This is a genomic window from Mesorhizobium sp. M1169 (assembly GCF_040318345.1).
Lineage (GTDB): Bacteria > Pseudomonadota > Alphaproteobacteria > Rhizobiales > Rhizobiaceae > Mesorhizobium.
In genome coordinates this window covers 142,851-160,368 of sequence record NZ_JAMYME010000004.1, presented here as the reverse complement: position 1 = coordinate 160,368, position 17,518 = coordinate 142,851, and the positions used below count along the sequence as shown (strand labels likewise).

Genomic DNA, 17,518 nt, shown 5'->3' with positions numbered 1-17,518 from the left:
AGTTAGGTTGCAGTTTCAAGACACCGCTCACAAGCAGACGTCCGGTAACGGCCGAATTTGCGGCTTTTCCGGGCCAGAAATTCGGAACCGCCTCGCCCCGCAGCGGTTATCGGCTCATCCACGAACCGGAATCCCGACATGCCGATCGATCCCCAGAACGCCCTCCTCACCGTGCAATCCGGCCTTGCGCAACTCAGCACGCTGATCGTCTCCTACTCGCTTTCGGCGGTCGGCGCCGTCATCCTGCTGGTCATCGGCTACATCGTCGCCGGCCTCGCCGAGCGTTCGATCTATGCCGGCCTCGGCCATATCAGCGGCTTCGACGAAACGCTCCGCCATTTCTTCTCGCAGGTCGTCCGCTACGCCATCCTGGGACTGGTCGTGATCATGGTTCTCGGCCAGTTCGGCGTGCAGACGGCTTCGATCATTGCCGCTATCGGTGCCGCCGGCCTGGCCATCGGCCTGGCGCTGCAAGGCACGCTGCAGAACATTGCCGCCGGCATCATGCTGCTGGCGCTGCGGCCGTTCCGCATCGGCGAATATGTCGAGGTCGGCGCCATATCCGGTACCGTCGAGGAGATCGGGCTGTTTGCTACAACGCTGAGGACGGTCGAAGGCGTCTACGTGCTTGCACCCAACTCGACCCTGTGGAACCAGCCGGTCCGCAATTTCACCCGCAACGGTGTGCGTCGCGGCGACATCACGCTCAGCATCGGCTCCTGGAACGACATCGATTTTGCGCAGAAGACCATGCTTGGCGTTGCCGCCGCCGACCGGCGCGTCAGGCGGCAGCCTGCGCCGATCGCCTTTGTCGCGACCGTCGGCGACAGCACCGTCGCCATCAGCTTGCGCTACTGGACGGCGGCTGCCGACTTCTTCGCCACCCAGATCGACCTCACCAAGAGTGTCAAGCAGGCGTTCGATGCCGAGGGCCTTTCGGTCCCGGCGCCGGCGCCGAAAGCGCCTCAGCCGGATGCCTCAGCCACGCGGCAATAGAGCATTTGAAACCAGCTGGAGGGTGTTCAAAGTCCTTCGCGCCGGCGCTGATCTTCAGGCGCGAAGGCGAGATCGACAGGCAACGGCGCCTGCGCCGTCATTGGCGCGAAACTGCCGGTCTCGGTGGCGGGCACCGGCCGCACCATGACGACGCGCCAGAGAACGAACAGGCAGTAGGCGGCGGCAATGACGATTGCCACATAGATGAAGGCCTGCGTGCCGTAGACGGCGGAAAGCCCGGTCACAATGCCGGGTACGACGAAGCCGGACAGCGACCAGGCAAACAAAAGCGAGCTCGACAGCGCCACCATATCGTCCTTGCCGGCGCGGTCGCCGGCATGGGCGCTGGCCAGCGAGTAGATCGATTCCGAGGCGCCGTCCCAGACCACATAGATGACAAGCAGCGCCGCCAGCGCGCCGCCGTCGAAACCGAGGGCAAACAGGCCCGCCGCGGCGGCAAGCGCCGACGCCGCGATCAGCACAAAGCGCCGGTCGGTGCGGTCGGAAATCCAGCCGAGCGGAATCTGCAGGATCAGCGTGCCGACCGGCATTGCCGAAAGCAGCAAGGCGACATCGGCCTGGCTATAGCCCTTGGCCGTGGCATGGATCGGCGCAAAGCCCGAGATCGTCATCGACAGGCCGCCGACGGCAAGCATGCCGGCAACGCCGACCGGGGAGATCCGCCAGGCGCGGCCGAGCGCCACGGACGCCGCTTGCGGCGCCGGTGGCTGCGCAAGCCGCGTCAGCCCGACGGGAAGGATCGACAGCGCGGTGAAGGCAATGCCGATCAGCGGCGCGTCGGCCGTGCGGATATCGATCAACGCCAGCGTCGAATAACCGACGCCGAGCCCGGCGACATAGGCAACGTAGAAGATGGCCATGACCCGGCCGCGGATGGCGTTGGCGACGACATCGTTCAGCCAGCTCTGCGCGACGATGAACAGGCCGCATATGGCAAAGCCGTAGAGTGCCCGTGCAGCGATCCATGGCAAGGGGTGCGGCCCGGCGCCGACCGCGGCGTTGGACAGCACGATCAGTGCCGACAGCACCATGAACACGCGGGCATGGCCGACACGCCGCACCAGCGGCCCGGTCAGGATGCAGCCGGCAAGGCCGCCGGCCGAAAGGCCGGTGACGATCAGCCCCGCCCATGTCGGATCGAAGCCCTCGGCGCCGAGCCGGACTGGGATATAGGCGAACATCAGCCCATTGCCGACGGCGATCAGCGCCATCGACAAAAGGATGCTGGCAATGGCGATCGACGGCGCCGGCTGCCCTAGACCGTTCTTGTCCTGGTCGCGCTCGAGAATCGTCATGACCGAGGATCGCCCATCAAGCAGGTCAAGGCAGCGGCAAAAGCGACATCACCGGACTTGCCTTCCGCGCCGGTTCAGCCCTTTGCCACCTTGCGGATCGCGCTCGACGACAGCGACGAACGCGGGCCGTGGATGAAGGTCCAGGCCGGCGCCGTCATACGGGCGAGCCGCGGTGCGTCGCCTTCGTCGACGCGGGCATAGTCGAACGTCTTGGCGACCACTGACGACAGGAACGACAGCGTCGCGCCTGGCCGGTCGACCACCGCGATCGGGAACGTCATCACGATGCGGCGCCAGCGCTGCCAGCGGTGGAAGTCGCGAAGCGAGTCGGCGCCCATGATCCAGACAAAATCGACGCCCGGGTTACGCGCCTTGACCAGCGCCAGCGTGTCGGCGGTGAAGCGGACGCGGTGGGCCGCCTCGAATGCAGTGACCTTGATCTTCGGGTTCTTGGCGATCTTTTCGGATAGCTGCAGCCGCTCGGCCAGCGGCGCCAGGTCTCCGGCATTCTTGAGCGGATTGCCGGGCGTCACCATCCACCACAGCTGATCGAGCGCAAGGCGTCTGAGTGCGATCTCGGCGACCAGCGCATGGCCGGCATGCGGCGGGTTGAACGAACCGCCGAACAGCCCGACCGCCACGCCTTTCCCGGCATGCGGCATGTGCAGATAGTGGGAGGATACGGATTCCTTACCCTCCCCCTTGTGGGGAGGGTCGATCCGCGAAGCGGAGCGGGGTGGGGGTGTTGCAGAGTTCAGCGTCGCACCCCCACCCGGCTCGCGATGCTCGCCACCCTCCCCCACAAGGGAGAGGGTAAGACCGGCGCTCAAGGCCTCACCTGTCCCGACCCGCGTACGCGGTATTTGAACGAGGTCAGTTGCTCGACGCCGACCGGCCCGCGTGCATGCATCTTGCCGGTGGCGATGCCGATCTCGGCGCCCATGCCGAACTCGCCGCCATCGGCAAACTGGGTCGAGGCGTTGTGCAGAAGGATCGCCGAATCGATCTCGTTGAAGAACCGTTCGACGGCCTTTGCATCCTCGGCGATAATCGCCTCGGTGTGATGCGAGGAGAACGTCTCGATATGCTCGATGGCGCCGGCGACGCCCTCGACCAGTCTCACCGCAATGATCGCGTCCAGATACTCGGTCACCCAGTCGGCATCGGTCGCGGGCTGGGCATCGGCATAAAGCCTCAGCGCCTCGACATCGGCATGGATCTCGCAGCCTGCCGCCCGCAAGGCCTCGAGTATCGGCACCAGATGCGTGCCGGCGACCGCACGGTCGACCAGCAGCGTCTCGGCAGCACCGCACACCCCGGTGCGCCGCATCTTGGCATTGACCGCGATCTTGACCGCCATGTCGAGATCGGCCGATCGGTCGATATAGAGATGGCAGATGCCCTCGAGATGCGCGAAGACCGGCACCCGCGCCTCGTTCTGCACACGCTCGACCAGGCTGCGGCCGCCGCGTGGAATGATGACCTCGAGATTGCCTGAAAGCCCTTTCAGCATTTCGCCGACGGCGGCGCGATCGGTAGTCGGCACCAGCTGGATGGCATCTTCCGGCAGCCCGGCTGCCTTCAACCCCTCGACCAGGCAGGCATGGATAGCGGCGGAAGAGTTGAGCGAATCCGAGCCGCCGCGAAGGATTACTGGATTGCCCGCCTTGAGGCACAGCGCGCCGGCATCCGCGGTAACGTTCGGCCGGCTCTCGTAAATGACGCCGACGACGCCGAGCGGCGTGCGCACCCGTTCGATATGCAACCCGTTCGGCCGGTCCCATGCGGCAATGACATCGCCGACCGGATCGCGAAACCCGGCGATCTCGCTGATACCGTCTGCCATGGCGCGGATGCGCGCCGGATCGAGCTTCAGCCGATCCATCGACGCTGCCGATAGGCCAGCCTCCCTGCCATTTCTGATGTCGATGGCATTGGCGTCGAGGATGTCCTGCTCATGCCGAAGGATCGTCTGAGCCATGCCGATCAGCGCCGCGTGCTTGCGCTCGGCCGCAGCGGTGGCCAGCGGGCGGGCCGCGGCACGCGCGCGGCGGCCGATATCGGCCATCAGCGCCACGGTATCATCCCGGGATTTTTCATGCAGCGTCAGCATGGCTCATCCTCCGCTATGTAACCTGGTCACCGACTACTTGCTCGCCACCGGCATGGCTCACCACAAGGTCGTCGCGGTGGATCATCGCCGAACGCGCCTCGTAGCCGAGCACCGTTTCGATCTCGGTCGTCTTCAGGCCAGCGATCCTTACGGCATCGGCGGCATCATAGGCAACCAGCCCGCGCGCGATCTCGCGGCCCTCGGGCGACAGGATCGCCACCGTGTCGCCACGCGCAAAATTGCCGCTGACCAGTTTGACGCCGGCCGGCAGCAGCGACTTGCCGGAGAGCAGCGCGCCGATGGCGCCGGCATCGACGGTCAGCCGTCCTGCAGGTTCGAGCTGCCCGGCGATCCAGGTCTTGTAGCCCTTGACCGGATTGGCGCTCGGCCGGAAGAAGGTGGCACGCTCGCCGCGCTCGATTGCCAGCAGCGGCGACAGCCGCGTGCCCGATGTGATGATCATGGCGGTGCCGGCGGTGGTCGCGATCTTGCCGGCGTCGAGCTTGGTGCGCATGCCGCCGCGCGACAATTCCGAAGCAGCGGCACCCGCCATCGCTTCGATGTCGGGAGTGATGCGGTCGACGACCTGAATGAATCGAGCTTGCGGGTCACGCGCCGGCGGTGCCGTGTAGAGCCCGTCAACGTCGGAGAGCAGCACCAAAAGGTCGGCGCCCATCATAGTGGCGACGCGCGCCGCCAGCCGGTCGTTATCGCCATAGCGGATTTCGGAGGTGGCCACCGTATCGTTCTCGTTGATGACCGGCACCGCCTTCATCTTGAGCAGTGTCGAGATCGTCGCCCGCGCGTTGAGATAGCGGCGGCGCTCTTCGGTGTCGCCGAGCGTCAGCAGGATCTGGCCCGATTTCAAGCCATTCTTGCCGAGCGCATCCGACCAGGCGCCGGCTAAGGCGATCTGCCCGACGGCAGCAGCAGCCTGGCTCTCCTCGAGCTTCAGCGCCCGCTTGCCGAGGCCGAGGATGGTGCGGCCGAGTGCAATCGCCCCGGAAGACACGACGAGAATTTCGGCGCCGCCACTGGCCAGCACGGCGATGTCGTCGGCAAGCGAGGCCAGCCAGTCGCGCTTCAGGCCCGTCGTGCGGTCGACAAGCAGCGCCGAGCCGATCTTGACGGCAATGCGCCGATAATTTTTCAGCGATTGCGCGGCCATGGCTATGCGTTCCAGCGCGTCTCGACCGGCGCGGCGACGGCTTCGCGTGCCTCCGCCACCACCCCCATCAGCGCGCGCAGCACCGCCTCGACGCCCTCGCCGGTGACGGCGGAAAGCAGCATCGGCGCGCGGCCGGCGGCGCGTTTCAGCGAGGCGGCTTTCGCCTTGCGCGCGGCGGCATCGAGTATGTCGACCTGGGAAAGCGCGACGATTTCGACCTTGTCGGTCAGCCCATTGCCGTAGGCTTCGAGCTCGGCACGCACGGTCTTGTAGGCATTGGCCGGATTTTCTTCCTGCGCCGAGACAAGATGCAGAAGGACACGCGTGCGCTCGACATGGCCAAGGAAGCGGTCGCCGATGCCGACACCTTCATGCGCGCCTTCGATCAGGCCCGGGATATCGGCAATGACGAATTCGCGACCGTCGATGCGGGCCACGCCAAGGCCGGGATGCAGCGTGGTGAAGGGATAGTCGGCGATCTTCGGCTTGGCCGCGGTGACCGCCGCCAAGAAGGTCGACTTGCCGGCGTTGGGCAGCCCGACAAGGCCGGCATCGGCGATCAGCTTCAGCCTGAGCCAGATGTTGAGCTCTTCGCCCGGCAGTCCGGGATTGGCGCGGCGCGGCGCCTGGTTGGTCGAGGTCTTGAAGTGCTGGTTGCCGAAACCGCCATTGCCGCCCTTGGCCAACAGAAAGCGCTGGCCGACGACCGTCAGATCGCAGATCAGCGTCTCATTGTCCTCGGCAAAGACCTGTGTTCCGGCCGGCACTTTCAGCGTTACGTCGGCACCCTTGGCGCCGGTCATGTTGCGGCCCATGCCGTGCGTCCCGGTCTTGGCCTTGAAATGCTGCTGGTAGCGATAGTCGATCAGCGTGTTCAGCCCATCGACCGCCTCGACCCAGACATCGCCGCCGCGACCGCCGTCGCCGCCGTCCGGGCCGCCGAACTCGATGAACTTTTCGCGCCGGAACGACACCGAACCGGCGCCGCCGTCGCCGGAGCGGATGTAGACCTTGGCTTGATCGAGAAATTTCATCGGATTGTATGGTTTCTGTTATTGGCTTTGCGGGATTGCTCTAAAGCAAGGCGGGACGAAGGGCGAGGGCCGTTTTTGCTACTGTAACGTCGCGCGTAGCTCTGGACGCGTACCATTTGGTTGACCCTTGCCGAAAAATCGATCCTCGGCTTTCCAAGCGCGAGATGTCGGAATGAAGCTGGTAACTTACAATATCCACTACGGCGTCGGCCTCGACGCCCGCTATGATATCGGCCGTATCGCCGATGCCGTGCGCGGCGCCGACGTGATCGCGCTGCAGGAGGTCACCCGCGCTAACCCGAAGAATGGCGGCCGCGACATGGTGGCCGACCTCGGCGAGGCGCTGCCCGACTATTTTGCCGTCTACGGCAGCAATTTCGAAGCCGACGCTGGCTCGCGCCTGGAGAACGGCCGCGCCATCACGACCACCTTCCAGCTCGGCAACATGGTGCTGTCGAGGACGCCGATCCATCTGTCGCGCAATCTCCTTTTGCCGCGCAGCCGCAGTGTCGAGGCGATGAACTTCCAGCGCGGCGCGCTGGAAGCGCTGATCGAAACGCCGCTTGGTCCGATCCGCTTCTATTCCACCCATCTCGACCACCGCAGCCCGGTTGAACGGCTGAGCCAGATCCGCTTTCTGCGCCAGCGCCTGTTGAACTACCCGCTCGAGGGCGGCGGGCTCTCCGGCGTCGCCGAGGTCGGCTTGCCGGACCTGCCTTGTCCCGAAGCTTTCGTCGTCATGGGCGACTTCAACATGCTGGCCGGATCGCCGGAACATGTCGAACTCGCCGGCCAGCCTGACCATGAATTCGGCATGCCGGTGACCGCCGACCTCGCCATCGATGCTGCCACGCGCCTCGGCGCCGCCGGCGCCGATCTCGTCACCTGGGTCGACCCCAAGCGGCCGGGCGATACCAGCCGCTACAAGCGCATCGACTACGTCTTCACCAGCGCCTCGCTTGCCAAATCGCTGAGGCGCCTGTGGGTCGACCGGCAAGCGGCCGGTTCGGATCACTTGCCGGTCTGGCTCGAGATGACGTGAGCCGCATCCATCAAAAATGCACCCAGTTCCGCAGGCTGGTCCAGGTCTTGCGATCGAGGCGGTAGCGCTCGACCGGCACCTGGCCGGCAACGATCGAGTTCAGCATGCCCTGGCCGGCATACTGGAAGCCGCATTTGTGGATGACCCGGCGCGAGGCCGGATTGATAACCCGCGTCGAGGCGTGCAGCACCTGGATCGTGGTTCTCTGGAAGGCAAGGTCGACCAGTGCGTGCGCTGCCTCCGTCGCGTAGCCGCGTTTCCAGTACGGCTCGCCGATCCAGTAGCCGAGCTCCAGCCCACGATCCGTGGTGTTGAGCCCGGCACAGCCGACGAAGGTCTCGGTGCCGGCCAGCGTCAACGCATAGGCGATTCCGGCCCGGCGCGATGCAGTCATGGCCAGGAAAGCGCGTGCCTCCGCCTCGCCATAGGGATGCGGCATGCGAGCCAGCATTTCCGCGACATGGCGGTTGTCGGCGAGCGCCACCAATTGCTCGATGTCGCTCTCACGCGGGGGCCGCATGACTAGCCGCTCGGTGATCAGGACCGGGCAATCTATCGCGTAACTTTCGTCGTCTGTCGCTTCCGCTTCGGCAACCATATCAAAGTCCTCCAGGCACAAGAAAAAGGGGAGATGGAAACCCATCTCCCCTGATCCATTTCCTGGCTTGGCCAGACACCGGTTCCCGAGATGGGTGCCGGTGTTCTCGTGCGGAACCGGCTACTCCGCTGCCTTCGTCATCGGGTTCACCGATACGTAGGTTCGGCCATTGGCTTTTTTGTTGAAGGTGACTGCGCCAGCTTCGAGCGCAAACAGCGTGTGGTCCGTGCCAATGCCGACATTGGTGCCGGGATGCCACGTCGTGCCACGCTGACGAATGATGATGTTGCCCGGAATCACGGCTTCGCCGCCGAACTTCTTCACGCCGAGCCGCTTGGAATGGGAGTCGCGACCATTGCGCGACGATCCGCCAGCTTTCTTGTGTGCCATCTAACTACTCCGATGCGCCGCGAGGCGCCTAAACGATCTTATGAACGCGTTCGCGTTCCGTTTCAAGTCCGATCCGGCGACGATTGCGCCGGTTCGTTCTACTTCTTCGCCAATTCCTTGGCCTGCTCGCGCCAGTCCTTGATCTGGTCGGCGCTGAACGGCATGTGCTCGTCGATCTTGGCGACGTCCTTGTCGGACAGCTTGGCGATCTGGGCAAAGGTGGTGATGCCCTGTTCGTTGAGCTGGCCGGCGGCGACCGGGCCGATGCCCTTGATCACGGTCAGGTCGTCCGGCTCGCCTTTCGGCGCCTTGAACAACGGCGCGGCGGCTTCGGCAGCCTTGTCCTCGGTCGTCTCGGCTTTGGCTTCCTTCTTCGGCGCAGCCTCTGCCTTCGCTGCTGCCTTCGGCGCGGCTTCAGCCTTCGCCTCGGTCTTGGCGGCGACCTCGGCCTTGGCTTCGGTCTTGGCGGCGGCCTTCTTCGCCGGCTTGGCGCCACCCAGCAGGATTTCGGCGATCCTGACGGTGGTCAAAAGCTGGCGATGGCCGATCTTGCGGCGCGAATTCTGCCGACGGCGCTTCTTGAAGGCGATGACGGTGCGGTTCTTGCCTTGCTCGACGACTTCGGCGGTGACCATCGCACCATCCACGAACGGCGCACCGAACGTGACGTTTTCGCCTTCGCCATGCGCGAGCACATTACCGATCTCGACGATGTCGCCGACATTGGCTTCGAGTTTTTCGATCTTCAGGAGATCGTTGGCGGCAACGCGATACTGCTTGCCGCCCGTTTTGATGACTGCGAACATTTTTTGCCTTTCGCTGTTCGGTCGGCCTTGATGAACCGCTTCAGGCGGTTCGGCCGTCTTTTTGTCAGTCTGCGGGTTCAAAAAACAAGCGGCGCGGAAGACCCCTCCACGCCGATTGCGCGCTGTCCCTAACCGAAGGTTCGGCTTGAGTCAAGGCAAGCGCCGCGGGCAAGCTGCGAATGGGTTAAGCCCAGACCTTGCAAATATCGAGCAACGGCCACCGGAGCCTCGAAGGAAGCACGGACAGAAGCTGCGGTGCCGGGGCAGATTGGCCCTTGTAACCTGCCTGTCCAGCCGTTATCTAGTGCGCCGCGCCGGCAACGGCGGACCATGACCGCGGAGAGGTGGCAGAGTGGTCGAATGCACCGCACTCGAAATGCGGCATGGGTGCAAGCCCATCGGGGGTTCGAATCCCTCCCTCTCCGCCACTTCGGAATGTGTCCATTCCGGACCCATAGGTAACAGCATCTCTCATCGCGCCGGCAATGGCTTAAGATCGCGGGCCTATGCAGCCTTCCGCCGCAATTGGCTCACGCTCAGCCACACCGCCGAAACCAGGAAGTAGAGGGCGCCTACTGCGGCATAGCCGGCCACGTTGGTGATGGATGGCGGCATCGGCATCCGCGCCTGCGCGATGAAAAACGTGCCTGCCAGTGCTGATTGCCCTCCGCTCAGGACCATCGCCCACTGCGCACCAGAGCTCTTCCAACGGCGGACAGCGGTGCCGAGTTGAAGCAGGCCGGACAGGATCGCCCATAGGCCGAACACGCCCAGCACCCGGTTCATGCTCATCTTCTGCGCAACAACGACCGCGAGCGTTGTCGCTACACTGACCACGACGTTGATGGTCTGGGTGCGATTCTGTCCCAATCCTCCGCTGCGCGATGCGTCGACAAAATTGGCCAGGGCATCCCATGCAGGATAAGCCACGAGCAAAACCGCCGCGACCACCCCGGAATGCTGTCCCACCGTAAAGGCAGCCGCCACCCAGACAGCCGAGAACGCCGTCCGAGCGAAGAAATAAAGCTTGAGCCATTGTTCCTGGCTGGCGCGGGAAAGATCGCCACTGTGAACCGTCATTGGATTGTCCTTTCGACTAGTAGGTAGGGACTCTCGACGAACGTCGCAGAGTGATTGCTATTATGGTTAGTTGAGATCTAGGCCCGCATCCGGGGGGAAGCGCGGAGCCGCTCCAGGAGCGGGCCCGTCACGACGGCGAATGCCTTCGGATCGCCATAGGCCCGTGCTGAAAGCATCGCGCCGTGAACGGTCGCCATGAACGCTTCAGCCTCGGCACGAGGGGTACTCATCAGTCGAAATTGGCCGTGCCGCGCACCGCGCTCCATCACCGATGTCAGCCAAGCCGACAGCGAGCGGAAATGCGCCCGGACCTCAAGGCTAACTTCCTCGGGCAGCACGGGGAGCTCGCTTGCCAACAGCGCGCAGATACAAAACGGGGCGCTGGCGTTCGCGATGCAGGCTTCCCAATACCCGGCATAGATCCGCAACTGTTCGAGCGGATCGGATTCGTGAAGTTCGACATTTGCCATCCCCGCTTCAGTTTCTTCGCGATACCGCGCAACCAGCGTTCGAACCAGATCGACCTTGCTTGGGAAATGGTGATGGATGCTCGCTTTACGGATCCCGACCACATCAGCAATGTCGGCATAACTGAAACCGTTGTAGCCGCCAGCGACGATCAGCGAACGTGCACAAGCCAGGATGTCATCAGAGGTGGTAGACAAGTTGCTCATGGTTTTACCTACCTTCTGGTAGGATGGCAGTCAAGCCTTATTGCAACGCGAGCGACAAACAGAGAGCAGTAGCGTGGAATTAGGTAGCTATGGCGTAGACGTAGGTCCCATCTTCGTCGTTCACGGCCCTCCAATTCAAAAAGCTCCGGGTGTTTGTCGATCGAGGTAGCCATCCCACTTAGAGGACGAGGTAACACCCTCCGGCCGACCGGACCACCGCTAGTCGCCGTGCGGCACTAGGCGTTTGCACCGACTGCGCTATTTCCCCATCGTCAGCTTGTTCTATCGCTGGTTGAAGACTGGGAGGTTTCCATGGATCGGCGACTATTTTTGACAGGAATGTTTGGCATTGCCGGGGCCGCGGCCCTTGCAAGCACGGTTCGGCCAATCAATGCGGTGGCCGGCGTTCCAACTGCCAGAAGGGGCATTCTCGATGAACTCGAGGCGCCGGATGTCGAGACCTTCGACGACGACGAAACTCAAGCAGAGTTGCAACCAGTCTATCATCGCCGGTGGCACATGCCGCGCCGGCGCCGCCGGCGCGCCTGGAGAAGGGTCTGTCGCGTTTACTGGCGAAACGGCTATCGGCGCAGGCGGTGCTTCCGCAGGCGCGTCTGGGTCTGGTTTCGATTCTAGCAACTGGCCGGCTTGAACCCCGGCCATCGCGGCCGGGGTTTACGCCCCAGGCGGCCGTTAGCGCCCTTAGGGAGCTTTCCTAAGGGCGCGGAGGAGGCTGACAGTGTTTGCAGGTTTCAGAGCCACCAGCCTACGACTGGACGATACGACGATTTTCGCAAGGGTCGGAGGCACCGGTCCGCCGCTGCTGCTTCTTCACGGTTTTCCAGAAACGCATCTGATGTGGAGGGATATCGCCGCAGCCTTGGCGCCCCGCTTCACGGTCGTCGCCGCCGACCTTCGAGGCTATGGCCAAAGCGGATGTCCGGTTTCCTCTGCCGATCATAGCCCATACGCCAAGCGCGCCATGGCCGGCGACATGGTTCAAGCCATGAAGCAACTAGGGTTTGAGCGGTTCATGGTTGCCGGGCATGATCGTGGCGGGCGGGTTGCCTATCGCCTGGCGCTGGACCATCCCGACAACGTGCTCAAAATCGCCGTCCTCGACATCATCCCAACCGCCGCAACGTGGGATCGGGCGGATGCCAGACTGGCGCTCGGCTTCTGGCCCTGGAGCCTTCTTGCCCAGCCGGAGCCCCTGCCGGAGCGTCTGATCGGCGCGGCTCCCGATGCTGTCGTCGACGATGCAATTACGCAGTGGGGATCGTCGGCGAAAATGGTCTCCAAAGAGGTCAGGAACGCCTATGTTGATGCGCTTCGCGATCCCGCGCATATTCATGCCATCTGCGAAGAGTATCGCGCCGCTGCGACGATCGATCGTGAACATGACGCGTTGGACCGCGCAAACGGTCGTCGCATCGACAGTCCGCTACTGGCGCTATGGAGTGGCGAAGGCGCCCTGGAGAACTGGTATGCGCAAGAAGGCGGGCCGCTGGCCATCTGGAGGAAATGGGCCGACAGAGTGGCAGGACGCGCTGTCCAAGGCGGGCACTTTTTCCCGGAAGAGCACCCCGACAAGACGGCAGCGGCTCTCTCGGAATTCTTTGACGACAAACAGGTCGGTCAGCACAGAGTATTGTAGAGGTCACATGCTTCAGTTACGCGGAACCTCGGGAGCGCTTCGCGGCCTGAGATCGAGAACCCTCCGAAAATCCGCCCGTCCGGCATCAACGTGCTTGATAAGGGAATGAAGGCGATCTCCACGGCCACGCCTCTGATATGCAGCCTCATGTTTGTCGGAAGTTGCGCATCGCCTTTGCCGGCATCCTTTGATGCTGCGAAATACGACAAGATGAGTTGCGTCGAGCTCAACGTGGCGATGGGCGCTGTCGCCGACGAAATGTCGGCGACAGCCATCGCTCGTGGCAAAGTCGTCCACACCAACATTCCGGGCTGGCTGTTGGGAGGGCAGCGTGTCGCCTCGACCGTGGCTGCCCGCCAGAGTGCGAAGATCGAGCGCTTGCGGCAGCAGGAGGCTGCGATTGCCGCGGCGAGACGAAGCCGGTGCTGATTGCGTCACTGAAGTGGGTCTTCAGCCCGCCACACCGGATTGATGCGCAGCGATCGCGCCGAGGAATATCTCGCCGAAATCCTTGAGCTTGGCGGCGCCGACGCCGTTGACCGCGGCGAAGGCGTCCAGATCACGCGGGCAGCGTTCGGCCATATCGATCAGCGTACGATCCGAAAAGATCACGAAGGCCGGCACCTGGCGTTCCCGGGCAAGACGCAGCCGCACAGCCTTGAGCGCGGCCAGCAGCGCCGAATCCAGACCTTCCGTGCCTGCTGCGGTATCCTCAGGACGTATCTTGCCTCGCGATGACTGGCGCGCGTCCACGCGATACCGGAACGAGGCCTCGCCCCGGGCCAGCGCACGGCCATTCTCGGCAATGGCGAGGCCGCCATGGCCGGCTGGGTCCAAAATCAGGAACCCTCCCGCGACGAGCTGGCGGAGCAGCGACAGCAAGAAACTCCTTTTATGCGCCACACCGGTGCCGAAGCTGGCAAGCCTGTGGTGGTTCCTGTCCAGGACCTTCTCGGTCTCATGGCCGAGCAGGACATCGACGACATGGGCGGCGCCGAAGCGCTCGCCGGTCTGTGCGATCGCCGCCAGGATGAGCCGTGCCTCCGCCTCACCATCCGCATGCGGCGCCTGGTCGAGGCAGTTGTCGCAATTGCCGCAAGGCGAAGCACTTTCGCCGAAATAGCCAAGCAGGATCTGGCGCCGGCACTGCGTCGTCTCGCAATAACCGATCAGCGTATCGAGTCGGCCATGCGCGCGCCTTTTGTGCTCGGCCGGCGCGTCCTCGTCTTCGATGAAAAGCCGGCGCATGCGTATATCGCCGAGACCGAACAGCATATGTGCCTCGGCCGCCCGCCCGTCGCGGCCCGCGCGCCCGATTTCCTGGTAATAGGCCTCCAAGCTGCCCGGCAGGTCGGTATGGAAGACATAGGCGACGTCCGGCTTGTCGATCCCCATGCCGAAGGCGATGGTCGCCACCATCACCACGCCGGACAAGGTCATGAAGGCATTTTGATTCGCTTCACGCGTGTCCTTGCTCATGCCGGCATGATAGGCGAGCGCGCGTACGCCGTTCCGCTCGAGGAACGCCGCCACCTCTTCGGTCTTTTTGCGTGACAGGCAATAGACGATCCCGCTGCGGCCGGCATGGCGCTGCACGAAGTTTAGCAATTGGCGTTTGCTGTCATGCTTGGGCTCAATGCCTAGCTTGATATTCGGCCGGTCGAAGCCGAGCACCACCGTATCGACGCGCCCGTCGAACAGCTGCGCGGCAATGTCGGTACGCGTCGTCTCGTCCGCCGTCGCCGTCAGCGCAATAATCGGCACTTTCGGGAAGATATCACGTAGTCTCGACAATTCTTCGTATTCGCGCCGGAACGCCGGTCCCCATTGCGAGATGCAATGTGCCTCGTCGATGGCGATCAGCCGGACATCGAGCTTGGTCAACGCCTCGAGCATTCGCACGGTCATCAGCCGCTCCGGTGCAAGATAGAGCAGGCGCGTCTGGCCTGCCGCGACACGGCGCCATGCAGCGACATTGGCATCGCGGTCGAGCGAGGAATTGATCGTATCAGCCGCCACGCCGGCAAGGCGCAATGCGGCGACCTGATCCTGCATCAGGGCCACCAGCGGCGAAACGACAATGGTGAGCCCGCCCAGTACCAGCGCCGGGACCTGGTAGCAGAGCGATTTGCCGGCGCCGGTCGGCATGACGGCCAGCACATGATGCCCGGCCAGCAGCGCCTCCATCACGGCCGCCTGGCCGAGACGAAAATCATCGAAGCCGAATACATCCCTGAGGACGCGCCGCTTGGAATCCTCTGTCGGGACGCTCGCTGCTGCCTGCATTACAGAACTTTCGGGGATACGACCTGCCGAAATTCCCCGGCGAATCGCCAGGTGATTGCCTGGACAGCAGATTCGAACATTTATCGACCCCTCTGGTCCTGTCCGGGGCACCGCCTGAGGCGAACTTTTCTCTCATTGGCCGATATCGGACCGTCGTTCCAGCCCCTATTCGCTTTGGCTGTGAATATCGCAACGCCTCGGAGCGGTTAATCCTATCTTCACCATCATTCGGCAGGTTCAGGTTCTGCGGTGATGTTTTGAGTACCGCGGCGCCACAAGCGCCCAGGCAACACGCCCGCGTCTCTCCGGAGGCGCGGGTTTTTTCGTTCCGAGAGCCGGCTGCCTGAACTTCGGGCCCGCAGCTCAGTCGAGGAAATCGGCGCGGTGCGGCGTGAAGCTGTCGACCAGTCGTCCCGCCTCCAGCGCCCTGACACCATGGACCAGATTGGACGGAACGATGAAACTGCTTCCCGTCTCCAGGATTTCGGTCCTGCCGTCGATGGTGACTTCGAAGCGGCCTTCGGCGACGTAGCTTGCCTGGACATGCGGGTGCGAGTGCAGCGCGCCGACGCCGCCCTTGTCGAAACGGAACTCGACCATCATCAGTTCGTCCGTGTGCAGGAGCACGCGCCTGCGGTTGCCATCCGGCGTCGGCGTCCACGCAGCCTCGCCGGCATGCGAGAAGATTTTGGTTCCGGTCATCGCCAAACTCTCACCTTTTGTTGTTCATCGTGCCAGCCAGCCGCCGTCCACCGGCACCACCGCGCCGTGCATGTAGTTGGACGCTGGCGCCAGCAGGAAGACGGCTGCGTCGCCGATGTCTTCCGGCGCGCCCCAGCGGCCGGCCGGAATGCGCGCCAGGATCGAAGCGCTGCGGTCGGGATCGGTGCGCAGCGCCTCGGTGTTGTTGGTCTCGATATAGCCCGGCGCAATGCCGTTGACGTTGATGCCCTTTGCCGCCCATTCACATGCCAGCAGGCGGGTGATGCCGAGCACGCCGTGTTTGGAGGCTGTGTAGGAGGCGACACGGATGCCGCCCTGAAAGCTCAGCACCGAAGCGATGTTGACGATCTTGCCACGCCGTCCAGATTCGGCAAGCACGCGCCTGGCAAAACTCTGGCTGAGGAAGAACACCGTCTTCAGATTGACGCCCAGGACGTCATCCCAGTCGGCTTCGGTCAGGTCGACCGCATCGGCACGCCGGATGATGCCCGCATTGTTGACCAAGCCATCGAGCGGTCCGGTGCCGTCCCAGACGCGGTCAAGCATCGCCTGGGCAGCTGCATCATCACCAAGATCGCAGCGGACCGCCTCGAAGCGGCCGCCGACAGCCGCAATCTTCTCCGCCGTCTCGTCCATCGCCGACCGGCCGACGCCGACCACCGCGCCGCCGGCGCGCGCGATCGACACGGCGATGCCCTGGCCGATGCCGGTATTGGCGCCGGTGACGAGGATGCGCTTGCCGGCAAGGCTGAAGGCCGAGAGCTCGCTCACTTGAGCTCCTCCATCGCCACCAGGTCGACATCGGTATAGTCGACATTATCGCCGGCCATCGCCCAGATGAAGGCGTAGTTCGAGGTGCCGGCGCCCGAATGGATCGACCATCCCGGCGACAGCACCGCCTCCTCGTTGCGCATGACGAGATGGCGCGTTTCGTCCGGCTCGCCCATGAAATGGAACACCCGCGCCGCCTCCGGCAGATCGAAATAGAGATAGGCCTCCATGCGCCGGTCATGCACATGGCATGGCATGGTGTTCCAGACGGAACCGGGGGCAAGCTGCGTCATGCCGACGACAAGCTGACAGGTCTTTACGCCATCGGCATGGATGAACTGGAAGATCGAGCGCTCGTTGGAGGTTGCCTGGCTGCCGAGATCGAGCCGCTTGGCATCGCCGATGCGGATCAGCCGGTTGAGATGGCTCTGATGCGCCGGCGCGCTGAGCAGGTAGAACTTAGCCGGCTCAGCCGGATTGGTCGCAGCGAACGACACCTCATCGGTGCCCATGCCGAGATAGAGCATGTCGCGCCCCTGCAGCTCGTAGGATTGGCCGCCGGCTTTGACGACGCCTGCACCGGCGATGTTGACGATGATCATCTCACGGCGGTCGAGAAAATTCTTGGTCCCGGTCGGCTTGATCGCCTGCAGCGGCAGCGGTGCGCCGGCGGGCATGGCGCCGCCGATGATCATGCGGTCGTAATGGGTGTAGGTCAGGCTGATGCTGCCGGGCCGGAACAGGCCTTCGATGAGAAAATTGTGACGGAGCTCGTCCGTGCCCATCGCCGCGGCAGAAACAGGGTCGATGGCGAAGCGGGAGGTGAAATCCGTGTGATCATCAGATTGAATCATTGCTGCCTCA

General features: G+C 63.7%; 18 protein-coding genes and 1 tRNA gene. 5 read left to right on the top strand and 14 right to left on the bottom strand.

Annotated elements, in window-relative coordinates:
- Window positions 1-138: 138 nt before the first annotated feature.
- The gene (locus tag NKH41_RS05940; protein ID WP_352683305.1) at window positions 139-996 is read left to right on the top strand and encodes a mechanosensitive ion channel family protein; all 858 of its coding nucleotides are present in this window, start codon (window positions 139-141) and stop codon (window positions 994-996) included.
- Window positions 997-1,022: 26 nt separating this feature from the next.
- Here the strand turns inward: NKH41_RS05940 and NKH41_RS05935 are convergent, their stop codons facing one another.
- The 5 genes from NKH41_RS05935 to obgE form a co-directional block, all read right to left on the bottom strand.
- Window positions 1,023-2,312, bottom strand: a complete 1,290-nt coding sequence (locus tag NKH41_RS05935; protein ID WP_352767564.1) for an MFS transporter — start codon at window positions 2,310-2,312, stop codon at window positions 1,023-1,025.
- A 74-nt stretch (window positions 2,313-2,386) separates the two neighbouring features.
- Window positions 2,387-2,974, bottom strand: a complete 588-nt coding sequence (locus NKH41_RS05930; RefSeq protein ID WP_031212055.1) for a nicotinate-nucleotide adenylyltransferase — start codon at window positions 2,972-2,974, stop codon at window positions 2,387-2,389.
- A 164-nt stretch (window positions 2,975-3,138) separates the two neighbouring features.
- Window positions 3,139-4,425 (bottom strand): glutamate-5-semialdehyde dehydrogenase, encoded by a 1,287-nt coding sequence (locus NKH41_RS05925; RefSeq protein WP_352767563.1) that lies wholly within the window; start codon window positions 4,423-4,425, stop codon window positions 3,139-3,141.
- Between the two features lie 13 nt (window positions 4,426-4,438).
- Window positions 4,439-5,593, bottom strand: coding sequence for a glutamate 5-kinase (proB, locus tag NKH41_RS05920; RefSeq protein ID WP_352767562.1), 1,155 nt, complete (start codon window positions 5,591-5,593; stop codon window positions 4,439-4,441).
- A 2-nt stretch (window positions 5,594-5,595) separates the two neighbouring features.
- A complete protein-coding gene (obgE, locus tag NKH41_RS05915) occupies window positions 5,596-6,627 on the bottom strand; it encodes a GTPase ObgE (RefSeq protein ID WP_352767561.1) in 1,032 nt (343 codons plus the stop codon).
- A gap of 172 nt (window positions 6,628-6,799) precedes the next feature.
- Between obgE and NKH41_RS05910 the strand changes: the two genes are divergently transcribed.
- A complete protein-coding gene (locus tag NKH41_RS05910) occupies window positions 6,800-7,669 on the top strand; it encodes an endonuclease/exonuclease/phosphatase family protein (RefSeq protein ID WP_352767559.1) in 870 nt (289 codons plus the stop codon).
- Window positions 7,670-7,679: 10 nt separating this feature from the next.
- Here the strand turns inward: NKH41_RS05910 and NKH41_RS05905 are convergent, their stop codons facing one another.
- The 3 genes from NKH41_RS05905 to NKH41_RS05895 form a co-directional block, all read right to left on the bottom strand.
- Complete coding sequence (locus tag NKH41_RS05905; RefSeq protein ID WP_352613307.1) at window positions 7,680-8,267, bottom strand: GNAT family N-acetyltransferase; 588 nt, start codon at window positions 8,265-8,267, stop codon at window positions 7,680-7,682.
- 120 nt (window positions 8,268-8,387) lie between these two features.
- Window positions 8,388-8,657, bottom strand: a complete 270-nt coding sequence (gene rpmA / locus NKH41_RS05900; protein WP_023678077.1) for a 50S ribosomal protein L27 — start codon at window positions 8,655-8,657, stop codon at window positions 8,388-8,390.
- A 98-nt stretch (window positions 8,658-8,755) separates the two neighbouring features.
- A complete protein-coding gene (locus NKH41_RS05895; protein WP_352450883.1) occupies window positions 8,756-9,463 on the bottom strand; it encodes a 50S ribosomal protein L21 in 708 nt (235 codons plus the stop codon).
- Between the two features lie 338 nt (window positions 9,464-9,801).
- On the opposite strand from NKH41_RS05895, the gene NKH41_RS05890 reads away from it, so the two are divergent.
- Window positions 9,802-9,891, top strand: a tRNA-Ser gene (locus NKH41_RS05890).
- Window positions 9,892-9,967: 76 nt separating this feature from the next.
- Here NKH41_RS05890 and NKH41_RS05885 read toward each other — a convergent pair.
- Both NKH41_RS05885 and NKH41_RS05880 read right to left on the bottom strand, forming a co-directional pair.
- Window positions 9,968-10,543: a DUF308 domain-containing protein gene (locus tag NKH41_RS05885; protein WP_352767557.1), complete on the bottom strand. Its 576-nt coding sequence runs from the start codon at window positions 10,541-10,543 to the stop codon at window positions 9,968-9,970.
- Between the two features lie 77 nt (window positions 10,544-10,620).
- The gene (locus tag NKH41_RS05880) at window positions 10,621-11,217 is read right to left on the bottom strand and encodes a TetR/AcrR family transcriptional regulator (RefSeq protein WP_352767555.1); all 597 of its coding nucleotides are present in this window, start codon (window positions 11,215-11,217) and stop codon (window positions 10,621-10,623) included.
- A 739-nt stretch (window positions 11,218-11,956) separates the two neighbouring features.
- On the opposite strand from NKH41_RS05880, the gene NKH41_RS05875 reads away from it, so the two are divergent.
- Entirely contained in the window at window positions 11,957-12,874 is a 918-nt protein-coding gene (locus NKH41_RS05875; RefSeq protein WP_352767553.1) for an alpha/beta fold hydrolase, read from the top strand.
- Window positions 12,875-13,048: 174 nt separating this feature from the next.
- Window positions 13,049-13,303, top strand: a complete 255-nt coding sequence (locus tag NKH41_RS05870; RefSeq protein WP_352500791.1) for a hypothetical protein — start codon at window positions 13,049-13,051, stop codon at window positions 13,301-13,303.
- 21 nt (window positions 13,304-13,324) lie between these two features.
- Here NKH41_RS05870 and recQ read toward each other — a convergent pair whose 3' ends face one another.
- The 4 genes from recQ to kduI all read right to left on the bottom strand — a co-directional run bounded on the left by recQ (window position 13,325) and on the right by kduI (window position 17,508).
- Complete coding sequence (gene recQ / locus NKH41_RS05865; protein WP_352767551.1) at window positions 13,325-15,160, bottom strand: DNA helicase RecQ; 1,836 nt, start codon at window positions 15,158-15,160, stop codon at window positions 13,325-13,327.
- 363 nt (window positions 15,161-15,523) lie between these two features.
- Window positions 15,524-15,862 (bottom strand): cupin domain-containing protein, encoded by a 339-nt coding sequence (locus NKH41_RS05860; protein ID WP_352767549.1) that lies wholly within the window; start codon window positions 15,860-15,862, stop codon window positions 15,524-15,526.
- 24 nt (window positions 15,863-15,886) lie between these two features.
- Window positions 15,887-16,654 (bottom strand): 2-dehydro-3-deoxy-D-gluconate 5-dehydrogenase KduD, encoded by a 768-nt coding sequence (gene kduD / locus NKH41_RS05855; protein WP_352767547.1) that lies wholly within the window; start codon window positions 16,652-16,654, stop codon window positions 15,887-15,889.
- Window positions 16,651-17,508, bottom strand: coding sequence for a 5-dehydro-4-deoxy-D-glucuronate isomerase (gene kduI, locus NKH41_RS05850; protein WP_352767545.1), 858 nt, complete (start codon window positions 17,506-17,508; stop codon window positions 16,651-16,653). The genes kduD and kduI overlap by 4 nt, the downstream gene beginning before the upstream one ends.
- Between the last annotated feature and the right edge of the window lie 10 nt (window positions 17,509-17,518).